Below are 19,796 nucleotides of genomic sequence, written 5' to 3'. Positions count from 1 at the left end.
GTGTATATTATCGGGATGGGACGGCAGCTAGTTGTTGCGAATGGCCTATTGCACCTTCTGGCGCTGGACGTCCGACTGCACTCCGACGAACGGTGTGTTGTAACGCAACTCGTACGACTTGTCGTCGGCGCGCATCAGCAAGGCAATGACCTAGTCAAGGCCTCGGTCGAGGATCTCCTTTCAGGCGTTGAGATATACCTGGCTCAGCCTGTCACTCCTGTACACCGACCTCCACCGTGCTGTGATCTCTTTGACGATCGCCACCACTCGGCCGGGATCGGCCATCAGCGCGCCGAGGATCGCGCGGTCGAGCCAGAGCGACTTCGCCTAGAGAAAGGTGAGCTCCGGTGACCTGAAGTGATCCAGTTCTGTTTTGCGGACGCGACGATGTCAGTCCACGCGGACGGCGGGAAGCTCTCCTCGGTCGCACTGAGCGACGACGTCTTGCCTCGACGCTCCAAGGATATTGGCGACGTCTCCTGCGCTGAGCAAGGTCTTGTCCATGGGCCCAGCATCTTCTCTAAGCACCAATACCCACTGGCTGGGAGCCATGCACAGAACGATCCAGTCGGCAGGGAAGTTCAAGGTCAGACGGATATCTTAGGACGTCACTCGCCGAACTCACGAAGCTTGTACAAACTGGCGAGAGGGGGTTGCTGGCGACGTAATGCTCGAGCGGCGGCTGGTTGAGCTGAATTGGAGACACGGTCGGCGTGTCGACGATGATCGTTCGCACGTTACTGACGACGACCGTCAGTCGTGCGACACGAGCAAAATAGTTGCAACCACGGGTTGATCCCTGTGGTAGCCAAAATCGTCGGCATTGGTGACCATTGGACCGATGCCTACCTCAAAGTTCCACCGCTTACCCTATGAGCGCGCATAACTTCGGTGGAGTGTCTCATCGGGGGCAGCCGTGTTGGCTGACGATGATCTTCTTTGACCCCGAATTTAACTGAGTCGGGCATGGTGCTCTGCGGAGAAGTGGAGGGGACGTCACATTCGACACATTTCGCGTCATATTACCGCCAGTTTTCCTCAGAATTTTCTACAAGTTCTCTCATATATTCATGAAAAGATAGGGAAACGACTCATACTTTTGCCATGTCGTCGTCAGATTCAAAGTTGACTCTCCGATCTAGAGACAGCGAATATCTATCTCATGAAGAAAAATACCTACAGGGCAGGAATTGCATTCCTCGCCTCGTTTGCCCTACTGGTCACCAGCTTTGGTGCGTTCGCTACGTCGGCTAGCGCGGCACCGTCGGACCAGTCCAAGAAGGCTGCGGAACGCGAGATCACCAAGGACATGGAATCGACTATGGAGTTCACGACCACACGCGACGGCGAGGTCTACTTCGACGCCGACAAGGCAGAATCTATGGGCGCTGACGCAAAGACGCTTGAGATCGGACGGTTGCTGAACCAATACAGCTCAGCTCAGTCGGCACTTGGCGCTCCCTCAGGTGGTTCAGGCGGCGTCACGACGTACGGCATGCCGGTCTGGGGCAATTGGTGCGGCCCCGGACACGGTGGCGGGCGTGCCGTCGACACGCTGGACTCGCTCTGCCGAACCCACGACCGCTGCTACGGTTCACGCGGCTATTTCGCTTGCTCGTGCGATCGCAATCTAGTCTCGGGCATCAAGAAGAATGCATACAAAATGGGCAGTGGCGAACGTGCTATGGCCAGTGCCGTCAGCGTGTACTTCACCTACTCGTTCTGCAATCCTTTCAAGTAGACGCCGATTCGATCAGAAAGCTGGATGACAGATGAACGAAGCTGCAAGGAAACCACGTCCTGGATGTCCGACTGGCACTTGGGTCTCAATGGCTCTGGTACTACTCTCCATGCTCGCACTTGTCGACTGGACGGGCACGGGGGTTGCGAAGCCCCTCTGGATGTTCTTCCTCCCAATAGCCTTCGGACTAGTTGGCGGTATCATCGCCATGGTAAAGCGCGCCTATCTCTGGGCCGTGATCTCGATCGCCCTCGGTATTCTGTCGCTGCAGATCATGAACGTGGTCATTACGCTGCTCCAGGGACCATGATCATGAGTTTTGAGCGCCAGGACACATGAGTTCTCGACGCTTTCTCGAAGTTTATCCTGCTCTACGCGTCGAGGCCCCCGCTGGATACTCAGCGGGGGTTGGAGCACAAATGCCAAAAGGCGATGGCGCTGGCCGCGCCCACATTGAGCGACGACACCTCTCGGTGCATCGGAATCATCACGGTGCCATCGACGCGTCCCAGGGTTTCGGCGCGCACACCGCGCCCCTCGTTGCCTAGGATCATCGCGACCTTATCCCCCGCGGCAATCTCGAGCCGATCCAGTGGGATCGCATCCTCGGTCAACTCCATGGCCAGGGTGCGGAAACCGTGACGCGCTAAAATCTCCAGTCCATCCGGCCAGCTGTCTAAGCGCACCCACGGGAGATCGAAGACGGTGCCCATCGAAACGCGGGCGCTGCGCCGGTACCAAGGATCCACGCACTTAGGCGTCAAAAGCACCGCGTCGACTCCAAGACCAGTAGCCGAACGCAGGATGGCGCCAAGATTGGTGTGGTCCGCGATATCTTCCAGCACCGCCACCCGCGTGCTGGCTTGCAGCACCTGATCCACATCAAGTGGCTCGGGGCGGTTCATCGAGGCCATGGCCCCACGGTGCAGGTGGAAGCCGACCAGCTCTTCAAGCTGACGGTCATCGCCGACAAAGATCGGAACCTCGGGGTACCGCGCGAACTCCTCGGTAAGTTGGTCGAGATACTTTTCGGCCAGCAGGAAGCTTCGCGGTACGTGCCCGGCGTTCAGCGCGCGCCGGACCACCATGGTGCTCTCGGCAATATAGAGGCCGTTTTCCACGTCGGTGCGCATGCGCAGATGGGCCTCGGACAAGCGCAGATACTCGTCGAGACGTGGATCCTCGAGGTCCGCGACGTTGAAAATCCGTCCCGGATTAACCACAGAAGAAGTTGACTCAGCCACCGGTAACCAGCTTGTAGACCATATTCGTCAGAGCGATCAGACCGAGGATCACAATCACCGCGCGCAACCATCCGGGCGAGAGTTTGCGTCCGATCTTCGCACCGACGAGGCCACCGATCAGTGAACCCACCGCAATAAGCAGCACGATCACCCAGTGGATTCGTTCGGGCGCCACCACTAGGTAGATCACCGCAGCCACAAGGTTCACGATCAAGGAAAGAATCACCTTGATGGCATTGGACTGCTGCAGGGAGGCCTGCAGGAATACTCCAAAGACGGCCATGAGCAACACGCCCTGGGCGGCGGTGAAATAGCCACCGTAGATACCGATGAGGAACACCAGCACATAGAGGATCGGCGGAATGGGAGCCTGGTCTGCAGCGTCTGGGTCGGGGCTATTGGCCGCCTGCCGGGTTTTCGCCCATGCGGCGAGCCGTGGCTGGAAAATGACCAGGACCAAGGCAAGCACCAGCAGGATCGGTGCCACTACACCGAAGACGGATTCGGGGAGGTTCAGCAGCAGGAGCGAACCGATCAAACCACCAATGAGCGAGACCGGGACGAGTTTCAGCAGCGTACTGCGCACCGAGGCGGCCTCGCGCCGGTATCCCCAGGCCCCGGAGAAGCCACCGGCCACCAAGCCCATTGCGTTGGAGACCACGGCGTTGACCGGCGCAATCCCTAAGGCAACCAAGATGGGGAAAGTAACGAGTGTTCCGGAACCCACCACCGTGTTGATGGTGCCGGCCCAGAGGCCGCCAAGGAATACCAGCGCTTCACGCCAAAAATCTAAAGCCACGTAGCTACGACTCTTTTCTAGTGTCGGGCGAAGGCCGAGTACCGGCCGTTGTCAACGCGGAGGGCTAGATCCATGTCGTAGGTCTTCCGCAGGTTCTCTTCGGTCAGCGTGGCGCCAATTTCGCCGGCGGCCGTGATCTTTCCCCCGTTGAGCATCAGAACGTGGGTAAAGCCAGCAGGAATTTCCTCGAGGTGGTGGGTGACCAAAATCAACGCCGGCGCGAATTCATCCTGCGCGAAGGTGCCCAGCTGGCGCACGAGGTTCTCGCGGCCGGCGAGGTCCAGACCTGCGGCCGGTTCGTCCAGGATCAAAAGTTCCGGGTCGGTCATCAAGGCACGAGCGATCAGCACGCGCTTGCGCTCACCTTCGGACAGCTTGCCGAAGGGCTGGTTGAGGAAGGTGGACATCCCCCACTCGTGTAGCAGCGCAAAGGCGCGACGCTCATCGGGCTTCTCATAGAGTTCGCGCCACCGGCCGGTGTAACCGTAGGCCGCGGTGAGCACCACGTTGAGCGCGGTTTCATGGGCCGGGATCTGCGCGGCGATCAGGGAAGAGCTCAGACCGATCATCGGACGCAGCTCGAAGACGTCCACTCGGCCGAGCTGTTCGCCGAGGATTCCCGCACGACCGCGGGTGGGATGCATGCGGGCGGCTGCGATGTTCATCAGGGTCGACTTGCCGGCCCCGTTCGGGCCCAGCACGATCCAGCGTTCGCCTTCTTGTACCTGCCACGAAATGTCGCTCAGCAGGTCCTTATTGGCGCGCACCACAGACACGTCGTTGAAATCTAGCACTTCGCTCATGGATAAAACCCTAGTGTTTGCGTCGCGCAATCACTAAATTTCGGGTCGGTGAGCTTCGACTAACACCGTCATGGTTTGGTGCTTTGACCACGGCTTCACCGAAAATGGTCTTATGCATCCCACTTTGGCCCTCGTTTCGCGTCCCGACGTTTCCGCTGATGACTTCACCGATCTGCTGTCGCAGCTGCTACCGCATCTCTCTCACGTAGACCCCGGCACGGTATGGCGTGCGGTGAGCCAGAATCGTCAGCTAGCCAAGATTCAGTTGCCTGGTGAATCCACCGTCCAGCTACGTGCGGACGTGCTGAACCTAGTGGAGGGGCTGGATCTGCCGGCCGCCGATAAGTTATGTGTAGCCGTCGTGCCCGCCGAACTGACCGCGGCCGAGCGGCTGCTGCTGATCATGGACGTGGATTCCACCCTGATCCGTCAGGAGGTTATTGAGCTTCTGGCCGCACATGCCGGTCGCGAAGCCGAAGTCGCCGCCGTCACCGAGGCGGCAATGCGTGGCGAGTTGGATTTCGCCCAGTCGTTGATTCAACGTGTGGCCACACTGAAGGGACTTCCCGAGCAGGTGCTGGCCGAGGTGATCGACCGTATCGAGTTCTCCGCCGGGGCCGAGGCACTGGTGCGCCGCATGCATGCCGCGGGGCATGTGGTCGCGGTAGTTTCCGGAGGTTTCCAGCAGATCCTCGATCCACTCGCAACGGAGCTGGGTCTTGACCACGCGCTGGCCAACACCCTGGGCATCAAGGACGGAATCCTGGATGGCACAGTGCATGGGGACATTGTCGATCGCGCCACCAAGGAGCGTATGTTGCGTAGCTGGGCCGCGGAACACCAGATTCCGCTCGGGGCCACCATCGCCGCCGGTGATGGTGCCAATGATCTAGACATGGTCTGCGCCGCCGGGCTCGGCGTCGCTTTCAACGCCAAACCGGCACTGCGCGAACGGGCATCGGTCGCCATCGATTTCGGCGAGCTGGACGTGATCGCCGATCTGGTTTTGCAGGACCTTGCCGAGCTCAAATCCAACAACTAGATAACGATTTGGGCCATTCGTCGGGCATTTCACAGCGGATGCGTTGACCAACGCACTAGTATTTCTAGGGGGTTTAGCTCCGGCGGTCTGTGACCGTTGAGCCCACCCCACCCCTAACCGTTGTCGAAAGAGCTCACCCACCGTGCATAATCCTCCGAACGAATCACCGAAGACCTCGCGTGCCGAGAACCAGCGCCCCTCCAAGGCCAAGGGCTGGATCATTGCCGGTGCCTGTGTGGTCGCCGCCGGTGGTGCCTACTTTGGTTCCGCGGCGTGGATCAGCTCGCAGCTGCCGGCCAACGCCGCAGTGGCTGGGGTGAGCATCGGTTCGATGTCGCCGGACCAGGCACGGGAAGTCCTCGCGGACCAGGTGACCGCCAAGGCCAGCGAACCAATCAAGGTGCAGGTCGATGGTCAGGACTACACCTTGGATCCGGCCAAGGCCGGCCTGTCTTTCGATGTGGATGCAACCCTTGAGGGGCTGACCCAGTACGAGGTCAACCCGGTGAAGCTCTACGAGCGACTCACCGGCAGCTACGCCATCGATCCGGCGGTAAACGTGGATCATGACAAGCTCGACGCCGCACTGAAGTCACTGGCGAAGAAAACCGACGCTAAGGTTGCCGAGGGTACGATCAAGTTCACCGAGGGTCAGGCAAAGTTGACCGAACCGGTGGCCGGGGTGGAACTTGACCAGCCTCAGGCCGCCGAGACCCTCGAGGAGCAATGGGATTTTAGCGGGGCTACCATCGAGCTCCCGGCCCACCGCGTCGATCCGAAATTCTCCGCGGAGCAGCTCAAGGACTTCTACGACGGTGAGGTGACCAAGCTGCTTTCTGCGCCGGTGACCTTGCAATCCGGCGACAAGAAGGTCGAGGTCTCCCCCGCATCCATCGCCGCCGCCGCCTCGGTGGACCTCTCTAAGGATGCGCCGAGCCTGAGCCTCGACGATGAGAAGCTGGCCAAGGCCGCCACGAAAAACTCTGATTTCAGTAGCACCGCTAAGAACGCCAAAGTCGTGCTCAAGGGCGGCAAGCCCAGCATCGTTGAGTCGAAGGAAGGCATTGCCCTCGAGACCAAGGGCCTTGGACAAAAGGTGCTTGAGGCCGCGGCTACCGACTCGCGTACCGCGACGGTAGAGCTGGTGGCGAAGGACGCCGAATTCACCACGGCCGATGCGAAGAAGCTGGGCATCAAGGAAGAGATCGTACACTTCTCCACCCCCTACCCCACCAGCGATACGGTGCGCACCAAGAACCTGAAGGCCGGCTCGAAACGACTCAATGGCTTGGTCATTAAGCCGGGCGAGACGTTCTCGCTGCTGAAGGCGCTGGGGCCGATCACCACCGCCAATGGTTACTACGGCTCGGGCGTCGTGGTCGACGGCTTTAGCTCCGAGGCGGTCGGCGGCGGCTTGTCGCAGATCTCCACGCAAATGTATAACGCCGGCTTCCTGGCCGGCTACGACGACATCACCCACAAGCCGCACAGCCGCTGGTTCGAACGCTACCCGGCCGGACGCGAAGCCACCCTCTGGGAGGGACAGGTGGATATGCAGTGGAAGAACAACACGCCCTACGGCGTGCTGATCGAAGCCTGGGTGTCCTCCGACCGTGTACACACCCGCCTGTGGAGCACCAAGTACTGGAAGGTTTCGCAGGACAGCTCGGGCAAGCATCACCAGACCAAGCCGGAAACCAAGTACAACCCGGCCGACCAGTGTGTTCCGGAGCGTGGCGGCAAGCCGGGCTTCACCATCGACATCACCCGTTACCGGGAAGCCATCGACGGTTCGAAGAAGCTACCGGCCGAGACGAAGACTTGGACCTACCAGCCATGGCATAAGGTCGTCTGCGGCACCAAGCCGTAGTCGCCGCGACAACAGAAAGGCCGCTGGTTCTTTCCCTCACGGGAAGGAACCAGCGGCCCTTCTGCGTTATGCCGTCGGTCGCGGCAGTGCCTTACTGCTCGGACTGCTCCAAGAAGTCTCCGGCGCCGCCGACCAGTTCGGTGTGACCGGTCGGCACGTCGGCGAAGACCATCTTGGCGACCTCGGCACCGAACTCCTCGACGGTGTAGAGCTTGCCGGCGGCCTCACGGCGTGCCTCAATCGCTCCGGGCTCCACGCGGTTGAGCAGCGTGGCGGTAATGGTGCCTTCGATCATGTCGCCGGAGACGACCACGAAGTCAATGTTCTTCTCGGACAGCTGCGGAATCATGGCACGCAGGGCGTCTTCACCGGCACGCTTGGAACGCGCCACCGCGTCGTAGGCGTCCATGGTTTCGACCTGGTTGATGAAGTGCGCCTGGTGGCTGGTCACGAAGACCACACGGGCACCCTCGCTCATCTTGGGCAGGGCGGCGGTGAGCATGGCGACCTGAGCGTCACGGTTCAGGCGCAGCGCGTAGTCCTCGCCCATGCTCGTCTCCATCCCGCCGGAGGCGTTCAGCACGAGCACATCCAGCGAGCCGAAGTTCTCCACGGCTGCATCCACCAGGGCCTGGGGTCCCTCGGCGGTGGTCAGATCCGCGCCGACGGCAACGGCCTTGCCGCCCTTTTCTTCGATTCCGGCAACAACCTTGTTGGCGCGCGGCGCCTTGGCACGGTAGTTGACCACCACGCCGATGCCCTGTTCGGCTAGCAGCTGCGCGGTGACCGACCCGATTCCACGGGACGAACCGGTGACGATGGCACCCTTGTATTCACTCACTTGCTTGTACTCCTAATTTCTCGTCGATACTCGTACGTTGACGTTAGTGGCCCATGCCCAGACCGCCATCGACCGGGATGACGGCCCCGGAGATGTAGGCGGCTTCCTCGCTGGCGACCCAACGCACCACATTGGCGACCTCTTCGGGCTCGGCGAAGCGGTTGGCGGGGATGCTGGCCAGGTAGCTCTTCTGGGTGTCTTCCGGCAGGGCGGCGGTCATATCGGTATTGATGAACCCTGGGGCCACCACATTGGCGGTAATACCGCGCGAACCGAGCTCGCGGGTCAGCGAGCGGGCAATACCCACCAGGCCCGACTTGGAGGCCGCGTAGTTGATCTGGCCGGGCGAGCCGTAGAGACCCACCACGGAAGAAATCAGCACCACACGGCCGCGCTTGAGGCGCAGCATGCCCTTCGAGGCCCGCTTGATCACACGGAAGGCCCCGGTGAGGTTCGTGTCGATCACCGAGGTGAAGTCGTCTTCGCTCATGCGCAGCAACAGGGTGTCCTTGGTCACCCCGGCGTTGGCCACGAGCACCTCGACCGGACCGTGGGCGGCCTCGACCTCGCTGAATGCCGCGTCAATGGAGGCCGCATCGGTGACATCGGCCTTGACGCCAAGCAGTCCCTCGGGGACCTCACCGCTGCGGTAGGTGATGGCGACCTTGTCGCCATTGGCTTCAAACGCCCGGGCAATGGCCAGGCCGATACCGCGGTTGCCGCCGGTCACCAGTACGCTACGGCCGGTGGGTGCTTCGCTACTCACAATAGGTCTCCATTCAAATGCGCCGCATGGCACGGCTACCTAGCGGTAGTGGCCATGGATTCTAAAAGCGTGTTCACTTCATCCTATTAGCTACCGAAGAGTATCCAAGATTCGACAGCGTGTAGAAATTACGTGCTGACCGCCCGAAGTGAGACAATGGAGCTGAACACCCAAGCCCTCGATCTAATGAAACCGGCGCCTCATGTCGCATCGTAAAGCCGAGCATCCCGCGGTACACCGCATTACCGAAGCTCGTGAATCGCACACCGTGGAACGCGATACCCGTGTGCGCAAATACACCATCTCCATGCTCACCCGCGTGGTGTGCTTCGTGTTGGCGTTTTTCGTCGACGGGTGGTTACGGTGGACCTTGCTGGCCGCGGCCATCGTGCTGCCCTATATCGCCGTAGTGATCGCAAATGGCGGCGCCGACGTGACCAAACGCCAGCCGCCGGCCGAGTTCTACCACGACCGGGATGCCCCGCAGCTCGACGCAGCCCCCGCGGCGCCGGAGCCGGGTGATGAGGACGCCGAAGACACCGTGATCGAGGGAAGCTTCGTGGAGGAACCACAGGATGGTACCGACACGTCCACCACACCGCATGATCGCCATACGCAGGAGCACTAAATGGATTTGCTGGGTTCGCTCGGCGCCGGCCAACAGCCAAACGCCGAGGAAGTTATTTGCTCACGCAAGGGATGCCGCAACCGCGCGCACGTGAAGCTGCTGTGGAACAACCCCAAAATCCATACCCCCGAACGCCGTAAAGTCTGGTTGGCCTGCCCGGAGCACGAGCAGTGGCTTGAAGACTACCTGCGTCAACGCCTGCTCTACCGGGAAACCGAACCGCTCGTCACCGGCGAAGGGACGGAAGGCTAGATGTATCGTTTTTTGGCCAGTACCCGTTGGGTGGGTTGGTTGCTCCTCGTCGTGATTTTCGCCGCAGCCTGCGTCGGACTCGGCAAGTGGCAGATGGATCGGCGCACCGAAGTGCTGGCCGAAATCGCCAAGGTCAACACGAACTACTTCGCCGAACCGCTCACCGGCGATGCCGTCTACGGCAAGTTTGAGTCCCTGCCCGAGGATGACACGTGGCTGACCGTGCAGCTTACCGGCCGCTACCTCAGCGAGGACACGGTGCTGGTGCGCAACCGGGTGAAGGCCGGACGCCCAGGCTACGAGGTGTTGGTCCCCTTCCGCACCACCGAGGGCAAAACAGTGGTGATCGACCGCGGCTACCTGCCCATCGGCAATCAGCGGGCCGGTGAGCCCGACGATATTCCCGCGCCACCGAGCGGCACCGTCACCGTGAAGGCGCATTTGAAGCCGGGCGAAGCCAAACTGCAGCGCGGCGCGCCCGCGGGCCAGATCGCCTCAATTCATCTTCCAGACTTGGCCGCGGCACTGAACTACCCGATCGCGCAGGGCGCCTATGGCATCAGCTATGAGGAGAGCCCGGCCCCGGCATCCGCACCACAGCCGCTGGACCGACCGGATACCGACGAGGGGCCGCACCTGTCCTACTCGTACCAGTGGTTCATGTTCGGCGCGCTGGCGTTCGTGGGCTTCTGGTACGCCGCACGGCAACAAAAACGCCTCAATGCCCAAGAGGCCGCCGAGCTAGCCGAGGCACAGGCCCAAGGCTTCGACGCACCAATCCACCGGGTGCGCAAGGTACAGGCCAAGCAGGTGCGACGGCTGCGACGAGACGGCACGCTGACCGACGAGGCCTATGAGGATGCGATGCTCGACGAGCACGAGCCTCGCTAAGCGAACCTAGCTAGCAAACGTGGTGCGCCGACTCTCAGTCCTCGGACAGGACGGCGCGTTCCAGTGCGGCTAGGGAGCGATCGAGAAATTCCTCGTCGACCACGGGGAACCCACCGAATAACTCGCGGACTTCCGCACTGACCGCGCTCCAGTCGTAAATGAGTGTGACCATGGTTCCGCCCTCGGCCGGCGTGAGCTCGTAGCGCCACCGCCATCCTCCGGGCCGCACCACGCCGTGCTCGTCGGGTTGCCCGGGATCCCACGCGATAACCTGGTCCGGCTCGAAGACAGTGACCCTGTTGTGCATGATATAGGGACCGCCGGAGCCTTCGGCATACATATGAACCGCGAAAATCTGGCCGACCTGGCTAATCGGCTCCGGGTCGATCGCCGCGCGCACCCAGTCCCCCGGTTCGGTTTCGTGGTGGCGCTCGGGGTGCCGCAACAGTTCAAAGACCTCGTGTGGCGAGGCCTGAATCTGCCTGCTTCTGCTCAAGAACTCATTCTCGTACTGCATTCGCCCTCCGGGGTTGCGCGAGGTCATCGGTCTGGACGTCCCCCATTATGCTCCGGCAGCAATTCACGTGCCAGAGCCGCACAGGTGCCGCCGAGCTGCTAATCGGCGTCGTCGACCTCGATAATGCAAGCCACCGCAGCCTCATCGCACCATGCAGCACCCAATTCCAGGCTTGTGCTGGCTTCCCCCTTGGGAACGCCGAGGCCGAATGGGTCATCCTCGGCCAGGTACCGCCAGTGAAGTGAAGTACTCATGTGCCGAGTATGCGCCGCCACCACGCCGAAGGCAATGCCACCCGTTCGGTCCCCGCTCGCTTAACGCAACAGGCCGGCCATCCCAGGGAAGGGAAGGCCGGCCCGAGTGCATGGAGCCGATCTAGGTCAGCGACACCAGTTCGAGGTAGTCCTCGCTGAACAGGTCCTCATCGCCATCGGGCAGGATGACCACACGCTCGGGGTTCAGCGAGGTCACGGCGCCCTCGTCGTGCGAGACCATCACCACGGCGCCGGGGAAGGTGGACAGCGCGCCGAGCACCTCGGCACGCGACGCCGGGTCCAGGTTGTTGGTCGGCTCATCGAGCAGCAGCACATTCGCGCTGGAGGCCACGATCGTGGCCAACGCCAGACGGGTCTTCTCACCACCGGAGAGCACCCCGGCCGGCTTAGCGACATCGTCGCCGACGAAGAGGAAGGATCCAAGGATGGAACGCACATCGGCATCGCCCAGCGAGGCCGGGGCGGTGGCCCGCATATTCTCCAGGACCGTCTTCTCCGGATCCAAGGTGTCGTGCTCCTGGGCGAAGTAGCCAATCTTCAGGCCGTGCCCGGGAACGATCTGGCCGCTATCGGGTTCGGCCACCCCGGCCAGCATGCGCAGCAACGTGGTCTTACCGGCACCGTTCAGGCCCAAGATCACGACCTTCGAGCCGCGGTCGATGGCCAGCGACACGTCGGTGAAGATCTCCAGGGACCCGTAGGACTTGCTCAGCCCCTCGGCCATCAGCGGAGTCTTGCCGCAGGGAGCCGGATCCGGGAAACGCAGGGCGGCGACGCGCTCGGCGGCGCGTTCTTCCTGCAGCCCGGCCATCATGCGGTCCACACGCTTGAGCATGGACTGCGCCGCCGAGGCACCCGAGGCGCGGGCCTTCATCTTATTGGCCTGCGCCAACAGGGTGGAGGCCTTCTTTTCGATGTTGGCGCGTTCGCGCTTGCGGGCCCGCTCATCGGTTTCGCGCTGGGTGAGGTAGCGCTTCCAGGACATGTTGTAGACGTCGACCACCGCACGGTTGGCGTCGAGGTACAGCACCTTGTTCACGGTGGCATCCAGCAGCCCGGTATCGTGCGAAATCATCAGCACGCCACCGGGATAGTTCTTGATGAAGTCACGCAACCAGGTGATCGAATCGGCATCGAGGTGGTTCGTGGGCTCGTCGAGCAGCAGGGTTTCGGCATCCGAATACAGGATGCGCGCCAGCTCGACGCGGCGGCGCTGACCACCCGAAAGGGTGCGCAGCGGCTGGTTCAAGATGCGGTCGGGCAAATCGAGGTTCGAACAGATCGTCGCTGCCTGGGATTCTGCGGCGTAGCCACCGCCGGCCATGAATTCGGCCTCCAGGCGGTCGTAGCGGCGCATGGCCTTGGCGGCCACGGCACTATCATCGCTGGCCATCTCGGCACGAGCCACCTCGAGCTTGCTGATGACCTTATCCAGGCCGCGGGCGGAGAGGATGCGATCGCGCGCCAGCTGCTCCATATCCGGGGTTCGCGGGTCCTGCGGCAGATAGCCGATGGAGCCCTTGTGGCTCACCGCGCCGGCGGTAGGCTGAGATTCACCGGCCAGCACCTTGGTCATGGTGGTCTTGCCCGCACCGTTGCGACCCACCAGGCCGATCTTGTCGCCCTTGTCGATGCGGAAGTTCACCTCGTCCATTAGCAGGCGGGCGCCAACGCGCAACTCAAGGTCGGCGACGGAAATCATCTAGGTGCCCCTTTCGGCAGCGGGTAGTGCATGGGAAGCCCATTAAATGGGCAACTTAACTATCCTAGCCGCCGATTGCTCCGGAGGCGCGGTGCTGTGGCGTAGCAAACACCATGCCACCGGAACCTTTAGCTTCCGGACTGCGGATTCTGCTTACTCATCCGGTAGTCGCTCATCTGGATCAGGCGCCGCGTCAGCGACCCTTGACGGCGCAGATCCGAACCACTGGTCTTCTCGATGTGGGCCGAGCCAAAGTGCCACAGCAACAGGTCATCGAGCAGCCGGTCGGGGCCCGGCGAATACCGGTGATCGAGGGCCGCACGGACCTCGGTGACCCCACTGGGGTCGAGAAGTTGCACGAACTGCCAGACACGGTTGATGCCGTGGGCTCCCAGAAGCTCGGCCGCCCAGCTCCAGTCGTCATCGCGTTTGCGATCCACATGCGGCAACAGGGTTTGCCACACCTCGCCGATGAGCGCACCAGAAAGCTCCTGGGCGCCCAGGCTGTACCGGTCTTGGTAGCCGTTGAGCCGGTGGTAGAGCTCGTCGATGTCCGTGAAGTAGTCTTCGACGGTTTCCAGCATGGCCGCGGTGGCGGTAAACAGCCGGTCGATTTGCGGGTTCCAGACCGAGGTGCCCGGATGCTTGAAACGGATATCGTGCTCCATTTCGCTCCAGGCGTGCTGCAAGATGGTGCGCACCTGAACTTCGAAGATGAAGTTGCCGCTGGCGACCACCGGTTTGCCCAGAGCCTCCTGAAACTTGCGAACCGTTGGCTCGTTCCGGGTTTTCAGCAGCAGGTGGCGCGAGGAGTACCCGTAGGTGCCGGACTCCACCGAACCAATATCCTTCTCCCGGTCGCTCCGGCAGTCGAAGGCCTCACGATGGGACTTGATGATGGAGGCGACCTGCTGAATCTCATGGGGCAGCATCACGATGATGCGCAGACCCACCATGTCATGTAATTCGCGCAGCGGGTTGGGAAATTCCAGGACCGGCGAGCTGTCGGCGTCTTGCTGTAACTGCCGTGAGGCCTTGGAGCGGAAGGACTCGGTGCTTTTGACCCGGCCGGTAATGAAGAGCGGCTGCACTTCGCTGTTCTTGAACAAACCGCGAATTTTGCCCTTCATGGCGCCCAGGACGTGGTCTAGTTCGCCGCGCACCGCCTCGTAGCGTGCCACGGAGGCTTCGATCTGTTCGGTAAAGTCCGGCCTACCGTTCGGGTTCTCCTGGGGCATTGTTCATGCCTCCTGTCCTACTGATTGGTCAGTCGCTGCTGCGCCATGTCCTTGTAGAGCGGGGTCTGATCATCGCTCACCTTGCCACCCTGCTTCTTCGCCGCGGTCTTTGCCGCTGGCTTGGTGTTGGCCTGCTGGTTGTTGGTGATCGGGGTGACCTTCGAGTTCTTCTCGGCCTCGGCGCGAGCCTGGGTCAGGGCTTCGGCGCGGGTGCGAGCCAATGCGTCCTGGTGCTCCTGTTCGAGCTGGGCGATGCGTTCGGCCTCGGCCTGCTGCGCGTCGTTGATCGCGGCGTTGTAGCCATCGTCATAGGCCACACCGTACTTCTCGGCGTTGGCCTGCTCTTCGTCGTACTCGTAGGCGGCGCGGAGCTTCGCGGCCTCGGACTTCTTCTGGTACATGTGCACGGTCAAGTGCGTGATGGCCAGCAACACGATTGGCGGCATCGCTGCCACGAGGGCGGAGACCAGCGCCGGGACACCGTTCTCAATGGTGTCGACGGTGAGGATTGCGTGCGTGGAGTTTGCCGCGGTGGACACAATTGCGCCAAAGAACAGCAAGGTCCAGGGGTACACCATCGCCTTGCGCGGGAATCCGTTAAGCGCGACGATCGCGACCGTGGCGGCAACGATCATACCGTCGATAATGATCGGCCAGATCCATGCCAGCTGCGGGGAGATACCCGATCGCTCGGCCAAGTCGGTCAGCGCGGCGAATGACAGTACGAACGCGCCAACAGCGATCAGGACGGTAGCGCCGACGGCCGTACCGAGCACGGCACGGTGCGGGACGGCAGGCAATTCCTTGGTGGTATCCATGCGCTTGGGCAGACCTCACTCTTGAAAGAAACAATAAAGCACCGGGCGTGCGAATGTTGTAGGCCGATCCCCATCGGGCCATCACCCAGTTTCTATTTTAGCCATAGTCGGCCCGGACTCAGTGATGGGCTCCGTCACGTTGCGCCGGGGCCCCGGCCCACTGCGGCAGGTTGGCGCGCCGGTCGATGAAGCCGGTGCCGGTGATGCGCGCGGCCAATCCGCGTCCGGAACGGTCAAGCACCAAGGTGACCGCACTGATCACGCCGAACATGAGTACCGGGAAGAGCATGAAGTCCAACGGGCCGGTGGCTTCGGTGTCTCCGGCCAGTTCGTAGATCAAGCTCAACCCGCCAAAGCCCAATAGGGCCCGTAGCCCGGCCCGCCAGAAGGGCGCGGGGGCTGAGTCGGCTGCGACCACCTGAATCCAGGCGCAACGTTGCCCCAGCGAGGCCCGTCCGGCGCTCAGTGTGGGGAGCATATAGGTCAGGGTAATGGCCGCGATCGGCACGAGGTCGTCGACCACGTAGCCCGGCGCCGTCGGCCCGCCGAGGGTGGCCACCAGTTGCAGACCGAAACCCGCCGCGAGCACCGCGGCGCTGAAGAAGGCGAGGTCGAAGACGTCGGCCATGATGCGGCGGCTTCGTGTCACAACACGTGGTGGGGCTTGTTCGGCGCGTGCCTCCACCGGACCGGTGAGCCAGGCGAACATCGGCAGATAGGCGATGATGGCGCCAAGGAAGGCGCCGAAGGTGTTCATCAGCAGGTCGTCGGCGTCGGCCACGCGGTAGGGGCATTCGTAAATTCCCCACAGGCCGGTCAACTGCGAAAGCTCGATCAGCAGCGACACCGCACCGCCAAGGAGGGTCGCCGAGAGAATGTTCCCGCGCATCCAGCGCACCACCAGCACGCCCAGGGGCATGAACAAGATGATGTTGAACAGCACCTGCCAGAGGGTGAAGCTCGTCAGGAAGCTCCGGGCACCTAACGCGTAGGCTTCTTGGAAGTCACCAATGAAGTGCAAGGGAGTAAATTGTGGCACCGCCACACCGGGCCGGCAGAACGCGTTGCTCGACTCGGGCAGCGGCAACATCGTGTAGCTGAAAAGCCCGAAGCCGTAGAGCACCGCGGACATCGTGGTGATGGTTCGCCGCCAGGAGAGTCTTCCGTGCCGGCGGTACTGGATGGCAAGCAGGAAGATGCCGCCCACCATCAGAGCGAGCCATGCGATCAGGATGGCAATGGCGCCGGGCCACAGAAGCGATGTCATAGTTACCATTCAAGTGCACGGGGCCCGCTCGGTACATCAACCAAAAGTGTCAATTCGCTCACCTACCGCCTCCTCCGAACGTTCTAGTCCGGAGGGCAAGGTGCATTGAACCAGCCGGCAATCGCCCGGTCCCGATACAACAGGTACAGGAAGAGCAGCAGACCCAGTAGGGCGGCAAATACCCGCATCAACCAAATCACGTGCCACTGCTCGATGGAGAGCTGATCAACAAAAACCGCCAGCAAGATCAGGCTACTGATCTGCACCATGAGCCGTTCGGCACGCCACGAGACGTCACGGTCGAGCGCGAACAGTGCAAAGAGCCACAAGATGTACCACGGTTGAATGATCGGCGCCAAGAGCACCACAGCACTTAGCGCCCATGCGGCGGCGCGCAACGGCCGGGCAACGCGCTCGGCCAGTGCAAGCTTAAACACCAGCAAAAGGCCACAAAGCTCAAAGACCAGCACCACCACGGTCTGCACCAGGTCGCCGTTACCGCCCAAGGCGTTGGTCGCCAGGGCGCCGAGCCACCCCAGCAAGCCGACCGGCGCGTAGGGGAAGGCGGCTGAGCCGGCGGTGAACATCGCCGGAAGCCAACCGAACCACAGGCCGCTGGCCGCCCCGTAAATCAATAGCCACAGCATCGTCAGCGCACCGAGCTTGACCCACATGACCAAGCGTTCGGTACGCCGCGCATCGGCGGCAAGCATCAGCAATCCCACAAAGGGCAACAGGATCAGCGCAATAGGCTTAATGGCCACCGCCACCGAGAGCGCAAAGCTAGCACGCACCCAGCGTCCGTCCGCGGCCCGTGCAAAGGCCGCGAAAATTGCTGCCAGCATGAGCCCGTCATTGTGCGCACCGCCCACCATGGTCAGCAGAAAGAGCGGGCTGCAGAGCACCGCCCACAGCGTCCAATCGGTGTTGTAGCCAAGTTTGGCGCAGAGCACCTTGAGGTAGTGGAAACAGCCGATCACCCCGGCGATGGCAGCCACACGGAGCATCAGCACCCCGATTTCGGGGATTCCGCCGGAAATGAAGTGGATGAAGCGTGAGAGGGAGACGAAAATTGGCCCGTAGGGAGAGAGCGATTGCGCCCAGAGCCCGTCCGCCCCAGCGTCAAACCAGCCAGGGATCGTGGAAACCCCCTCGGCATAGGGCGAACGCCCAGCATGCAAGAGCCGCCCCTGCGCCAGATACGCGTAGACGTCGCGACTCAGAATCGGGAAGGCAAGCAGCAACGGGGCGCACCATGCGGTCAGTAGCCGCGCGACCTGTCGGGTACTGACCCGCTCGATGGGCGCCACCAGCGGTCGTAACAGCAGCCAACAGCGCGTCATCCACGCCAATCCCACGGCCATCAGCACGATACAGGCAATAACACCGATCGCTTCGGTGCGGAATTCGATGAAGAAACCGGTGCGCGCCAGTGGGGAGAACTGGTTACGCGGGAACCAACCGATACCCCACGAGGCGATGGTCACCAGCGTGCTGGCCGCTGCCCCGTGAATCGCTAAGCGACGGAGCGTTCCCGTTGTCGTGATGGATTCCTGCATGGCGGCGGTCATCGCAAGCGCTTAAAGTGCCAGCGCGTCGAGGTGAGGAGCTCGGGGGCAATTTTCCTGGTCTTCGGATCAATAATCAGCAGATATGCGATGCAAACGGCCGACACACCCCAAGACAGCATCTGCGGCAGTGAGCCCAGTTCATCTTGCAGGAACTGCCAAATGAACAGTTGATCCGCGGCCTGATAAGCCACGAAGTAGATGGTGGTCAAATGCACCCACAGCAGTTGCCAATCATCGCGTACCCCGGTGGCGGCAAAGAAGGGAAGAATCCACAACAGGTACCACGGCTGTATGACCGGGGATAGCACCACAATCGCCGCAAAGGCGATGGCCAAACGTTGGACCAGATGCGAGTAGGTGCCACGGAAGATCACGACCATGGCCAGCGCTACGCCCACCAGGCGGCCGAACAGTTTCACCACCGGCAAGATCCAGTCCGTGGAGATCCCAAAGGCAGAGAACACGCCGCTGGCCAGCAGGATCACGATGCCCAGGGGCGAGAAAATCGAGTAACCGGTGCCGGTAAACAGCATGACCTTCAGCCAGCCGAACCAGTAGCCGTTCATCCATCCCACTAGGGTCATCAGTCCGAGCAGAATCGCCCCGCAGTAGAACCAGTAGAGAATGCGTTTCGGCCAGGTGGCCTTGGGGCCAGCCCAGAGCAGGCCGATGAATGGCAACAACACCAAGGTGATGGGCTTGACGCCAATGGAAGCGGTCAGCACGATCACGGCCCAGACCCCACGACGTTGGCAAGCAAGGTAGACGGCCCAAACGGACAACCCGGTCATCAACGCATCGTTGTGCGCGCTGGCCACGAAATTCAGCAGCACCAATGGATTGGCGACCGCAATCCACGCGGCCTTCGCACCATTGACCTGGTGGAGCGCGGCAAGTTTCGGCACGAAGTGCAGGCACAACAGCACGCCGATGAAGGCAATGGCACGGAAGATCAGGATGGCCGCATCCGTGGACTGACCCACGAGCTGAACCACAAGGTATTCGATGGAGAGGTAGAGCGGACCGTAGGGAGTCCCGTCCTGCGCCCACATCGTGTCGGTACCCAACTGGAACCAGTTGTTAATGGACGAGATTCCGTCAACATACGGGTCCTGCCCCGCTTGGACCAGGCGCCCCTGACCGATGTAGGCGAAAACGTCTCGGCTCATGATGGGAATGCAGACCAATAACGGAATGCTCCATAGCCATACGGCACGCTTCACCAGCGCCAATGACCCTTCGGGCCAGCCCCGTAGCTCCTGCCCCAAACGCCACCAAGCGCGGAACAGCACCCAGCACCCCAGAGCCAGGACGATCACGGAGCCAAGCACACCGGTTGATTCGGTACGCAGGGCAATAAAAAGCGGGTCGCGGTTCAGCGGTGACACACTGGCTAGCCAACCGACCCCGATGGAGCCGGCAAAGATCATCAGCGAACCGAGCACGCCGGAGAGCAATACCCGCGTACGGGCGCGGTGTGAACGCGCGCTGAGCGGCATCGCCTGGGGATCGACCACGAACGTCACCTCAT

General features: G+C 61.8%; 20 protein-coding genes. 7 read left to right on the top strand and 13 right to left on the bottom strand.

The features are described from left to right. Positions 1 to 1,162: 1,162 nt before the first annotated feature. On the top strand, positions 1,163 to 1,741 hold the full coding sequence (locus ACJD00_RS08070; protein ID WP_418909260.1) for a hypothetical protein: 579 nt from the start codon (positions 1,163 to 1,165) through the stop codon (positions 1,739 to 1,741). A 109-nt stretch (positions 1,742 to 1,850) separates the two neighbouring features. Beyond that, positions 1,851 to 2,051 carry a hypothetical protein gene (locus ACJD00_RS08065; protein ID WP_418909259.1) on the top strand — a complete coding sequence of 67 codons (201 nt, stop codon included), beginning with the start codon at positions 1,851 to 1,853 and terminating at the stop codon, positions 2,049 to 2,051. Positions 2,052 to 2,139: 88 nt separating this feature from the next. Here ACJD00_RS08065 and ACJD00_RS08060 read toward each other — a convergent pair whose 3' ends face one another. From ACJD00_RS08060 to ACJD00_RS08050, 3 genes are read right to left on the bottom strand one after another with little or no spacing between them, the layout of a single operon-like run. Then, complete coding sequence (locus ACJD00_RS08060; protein ID WP_418909258.1) at positions 2,140 to 2,964, bottom strand: TrmH family RNA methyltransferase; 825 nt, start codon at positions 2,962 to 2,964, stop codon at positions 2,140 to 2,142. 13 nt (positions 2,965 to 2,977) lie between these two features. Beyond that, complete coding sequence (locus ACJD00_RS08055) at positions 2,978 to 3,784, bottom strand: sulfite exporter TauE/SafE family protein (RefSeq protein WP_418909257.1); 807 nt, start codon at positions 3,782 to 3,784, stop codon at positions 2,978 to 2,980. A gap of 17 nt (positions 3,785 to 3,801) precedes the next feature. After that, positions 3,802 to 4,587: an ABC transporter ATP-binding protein gene (locus tag ACJD00_RS08050; RefSeq protein ID WP_418909256.1), complete on the bottom strand. Its 786-nt coding sequence runs from the start codon at positions 4,585 to 4,587 to the stop codon at positions 3,802 to 3,804. 112 nt (positions 4,588 to 4,699) lie between these two features. On the opposite strand from ACJD00_RS08050, the gene serB reads away from it, so the two are divergent. Both serB and ACJD00_RS08040 read left to right on the top strand, forming a co-directional pair. After that, entirely contained in the window at positions 4,700 to 5,629 is a 930-nt protein-coding gene (gene serB / locus ACJD00_RS08045; protein WP_418909255.1) for a phosphoserine phosphatase SerB, read from the top strand. Positions 5,630 to 5,771: 142 nt separating this feature from the next. Beyond that, positions 5,772 to 7,499, top strand: a complete 1,728-nt coding sequence (locus ACJD00_RS08040; RefSeq protein ID WP_418909254.1) for a VanW family protein — start codon at positions 5,772 to 5,774, stop codon at positions 7,497 to 7,499. Between the two features lie 91 nt (positions 7,500 to 7,590). Here ACJD00_RS08040 and ACJD00_RS08035 read toward each other — a convergent pair whose 3' ends face one another. Continuing rightward, on the bottom strand, positions 7,591 to 8,340 hold the full coding sequence (locus ACJD00_RS08035; RefSeq protein WP_418909253.1) for an SDR family oxidoreductase: 750 nt from the start codon (positions 8,338 to 8,340) through the stop codon (positions 7,591 to 7,593). Between the two features lie 43 nt (positions 8,341 to 8,383). Then, positions 8,384 to 9,106 carry a beta-ketoacyl-ACP reductase gene (locus ACJD00_RS08030; protein WP_418909252.1) on the bottom strand — a complete coding sequence of 241 codons (723 nt, stop codon included), beginning with the start codon at positions 9,104 to 9,106 and terminating at the stop codon, positions 8,384 to 8,386. 202 nt (positions 9,107 to 9,308) lie between these two features. Here ACJD00_RS08030 and ACJD00_RS08025 point away from each other — a divergent pair, with 202 nt between their 5' ends. Genes ACJD00_RS08025 through ACJD00_RS08015 form a run of 3 tightly spaced genes read left to right on the top strand, consistent with a single transcriptional unit; the run spans position 9,309 to position 10,877 of the window. Then, positions 9,309 to 9,734 carry a DUF3099 domain-containing protein gene (locus ACJD00_RS08025; RefSeq protein ID WP_418909251.1) on the top strand — a complete coding sequence of 142 codons (426 nt, stop codon included), beginning with the start codon at positions 9,309 to 9,311 and terminating at the stop codon, positions 9,732 to 9,734. Next, a complete protein-coding gene (locus tag ACJD00_RS08020; RefSeq protein WP_418909250.1) occupies positions 9,735 to 9,986 on the top strand; it encodes an acetone carboxylase in 252 nt (83 codons plus the stop codon). Then, positions 9,987 to 10,877 (top strand): SURF1 family protein, encoded by an 891-nt coding sequence (locus ACJD00_RS08015; protein WP_418909249.1) that lies wholly within the window; start codon positions 9,987 to 9,989, stop codon positions 10,875 to 10,877. A 34-nt stretch (positions 10,878 to 10,911) separates the two neighbouring features. Here ACJD00_RS08015 and ACJD00_RS08010 read toward each other — a convergent pair whose 3' ends face one another. The 8 genes from ACJD00_RS08010 to mptB (ACJD00_RS07975) form a co-directional block, all read right to left on the bottom strand. Continuing rightward, positions 10,912 to 11,373, bottom strand: coding sequence for an SRPBCC family protein (locus ACJD00_RS08010; RefSeq protein ID WP_418909248.1), 462 nt, complete (start codon positions 11,371 to 11,373; stop codon positions 10,912 to 10,914). A gap of 119 nt (positions 11,374 to 11,492) precedes the next feature. Then, positions 11,493 to 11,648, bottom strand: coding sequence for a hypothetical protein (locus ACJD00_RS08005; RefSeq protein ID WP_418909247.1), 156 nt, complete (start codon positions 11,646 to 11,648; stop codon positions 11,493 to 11,495). A gap of 121 nt (positions 11,649 to 11,769) precedes the next feature. Then, a complete protein-coding gene (locus ACJD00_RS08000) occupies positions 11,770 to 13,371 on the bottom strand; it encodes an ABC-F family ATP-binding cassette domain-containing protein (RefSeq protein ID WP_418909246.1) in 1,602 nt (533 codons plus the stop codon). Between the two features lie 128 nt (positions 13,372 to 13,499). After that, entirely contained in the window at positions 13,500 to 14,609 is a 1,110-nt protein-coding gene (locus tag ACJD00_RS07995) for a GTP pyrophosphokinase (RefSeq protein ID WP_418909245.1), read from the bottom strand. A gap of 17 nt (positions 14,610 to 14,626) precedes the next feature. Continuing rightward, positions 14,627 to 15,427 carry a DUF2637 domain-containing protein gene (locus tag ACJD00_RS07990; protein ID WP_418909244.1) on the bottom strand — a complete coding sequence of 267 codons (801 nt, stop codon included), beginning with the start codon at positions 15,425 to 15,427 and terminating at the stop codon, positions 14,627 to 14,629. A 118-nt stretch (positions 15,428 to 15,545) separates the two neighbouring features. Further along, a complete protein-coding gene (locus ACJD00_RS07985; RefSeq protein WP_418909243.1) occupies positions 15,546 to 16,694 on the bottom strand; it encodes a VanZ family protein in 1,149 nt (382 codons plus the stop codon). A gap of 83 nt (positions 16,695 to 16,777) precedes the next feature. Beyond that, positions 16,778 to 18,265: a polyprenol phosphomannose-dependent alpha 1,6 mannosyltransferase MptB gene (gene mptB, locus ACJD00_RS07980; protein WP_418909242.1), complete on the bottom strand. Its 1,488-nt coding sequence runs from the start codon at positions 18,263 to 18,265 to the stop codon at positions 16,778 to 16,780. Then, positions 18,262 to 19,782: a polyprenol phosphomannose-dependent alpha 1,6 mannosyltransferase MptB gene (gene mptB, locus ACJD00_RS07975; RefSeq protein WP_418909241.1), complete on the bottom strand. Its 1,521-nt coding sequence runs from the start codon at positions 19,780 to 19,782 to the stop codon at positions 18,262 to 18,264. Before mptB (ACJD00_RS07975) ends, mptB (ACJD00_RS07980) begins: the two co-directional genes overlap by 4 nt. Positions 19,783 to 19,796: the final 14 nt, after the last annotated feature.

This window comes from Glutamicibacter endophyticus (genome assembly GCF_048457885.1).
Taxonomy (GTDB): Bacteria; Actinomycetota; Actinomycetes; order Actinomycetales; family Micrococcaceae; genus Glutamicibacter; species Glutamicibacter endophyticus.
This window is presented reverse-complemented; position numbering and strand designations above follow the sequence as displayed.

What these genes read in the sequence shown, in the direction of transcription:
- serB (WP_418909255.1), top strand. Translation starts at nt 4,700, where the DNA reads ATGCATCCCACTTTGGCCCTCGTTTCGCGTCCCGACGTTTCCGCTGAT.
- ACJD00_RS07985 (WP_418909243.1), bottom strand. Translation starts at nt 16,694, where the DNA reads ATGACATCGCTTCTGTGGCCCGGCGCCATTGCCATCCTGATCGCATGG.
- ACJD00_RS07995 (WP_418909245.1), bottom strand. Translation starts at nt 14,609, where the DNA reads ATGCCCCAGGAGAACCCGAACGGTAGGCCGGACTTTACCGAACAGATC.
- ACJD00_RS08070 (WP_418909260.1), top strand. Translation starts at nt 1,163, where the DNA reads ATGAAGAAAAATACCTACAGGGCAGGAATTGCATTCCTCGCCTCGTTT.
- ACJD00_RS08020 (WP_418909250.1), top strand. Translation starts at nt 9,735, where the DNA reads ATGGATTTGCTGGGTTCGCTCGGCGCCGGCCAACAGCCAAACGCCGAG.
- ACJD00_RS08005 (WP_418909247.1), bottom strand. Translation starts at nt 11,648, where the DNA reads ATGAGTACTTCACTTCACTGGCGGTACCTGGCCGAGGATGACCCATTC.
- ACJD00_RS08050 (WP_418909256.1), bottom strand. Translation starts at nt 4,587, where the DNA reads ATGAGCGAAGTGCTAGATTTCAACGACGTGTCTGTGGTGCGCGCCAAT.
- ACJD00_RS08015 (WP_418909249.1), top strand. Translation starts at nt 9,987, where the DNA reads ATGTATCGTTTTTTGGCCAGTACCCGTTGGGTGGGTTGGTTGCTCCTC.
- ACJD00_RS07990 (WP_418909244.1), bottom strand. Translation starts at nt 15,427, where the DNA reads ATGGATACCACCAAGGAATTGCCTGCCGTCCCGCACCGTGCCGTGCTC.
- ACJD00_RS08025 (WP_418909251.1), top strand. Translation starts at nt 9,309, where the DNA reads ATGTCGCATCGTAAAGCCGAGCATCCCGCGGTACACCGCATTACCGAA.
- ACJD00_RS08000 (WP_418909246.1), bottom strand. Translation starts at nt 13,371, where the DNA reads ATGATTTCCGTCGCCGACCTTGAGTTGCGCGTTGGCGCCCGCCTGCTA.
- ACJD00_RS08065 (WP_418909259.1), top strand. Translation starts at nt 1,851, where the DNA reads ATGCTCGCACTTGTCGACTGGACGGGCACGGGGGTTGCGAAGCCCCTC.
- mptB (WP_418909242.1), bottom strand. Translation starts at nt 18,265, where the DNA reads ATGACCGCCGCCATGCAGGAATCCATCACGACAACGGGAACGCTCCGT.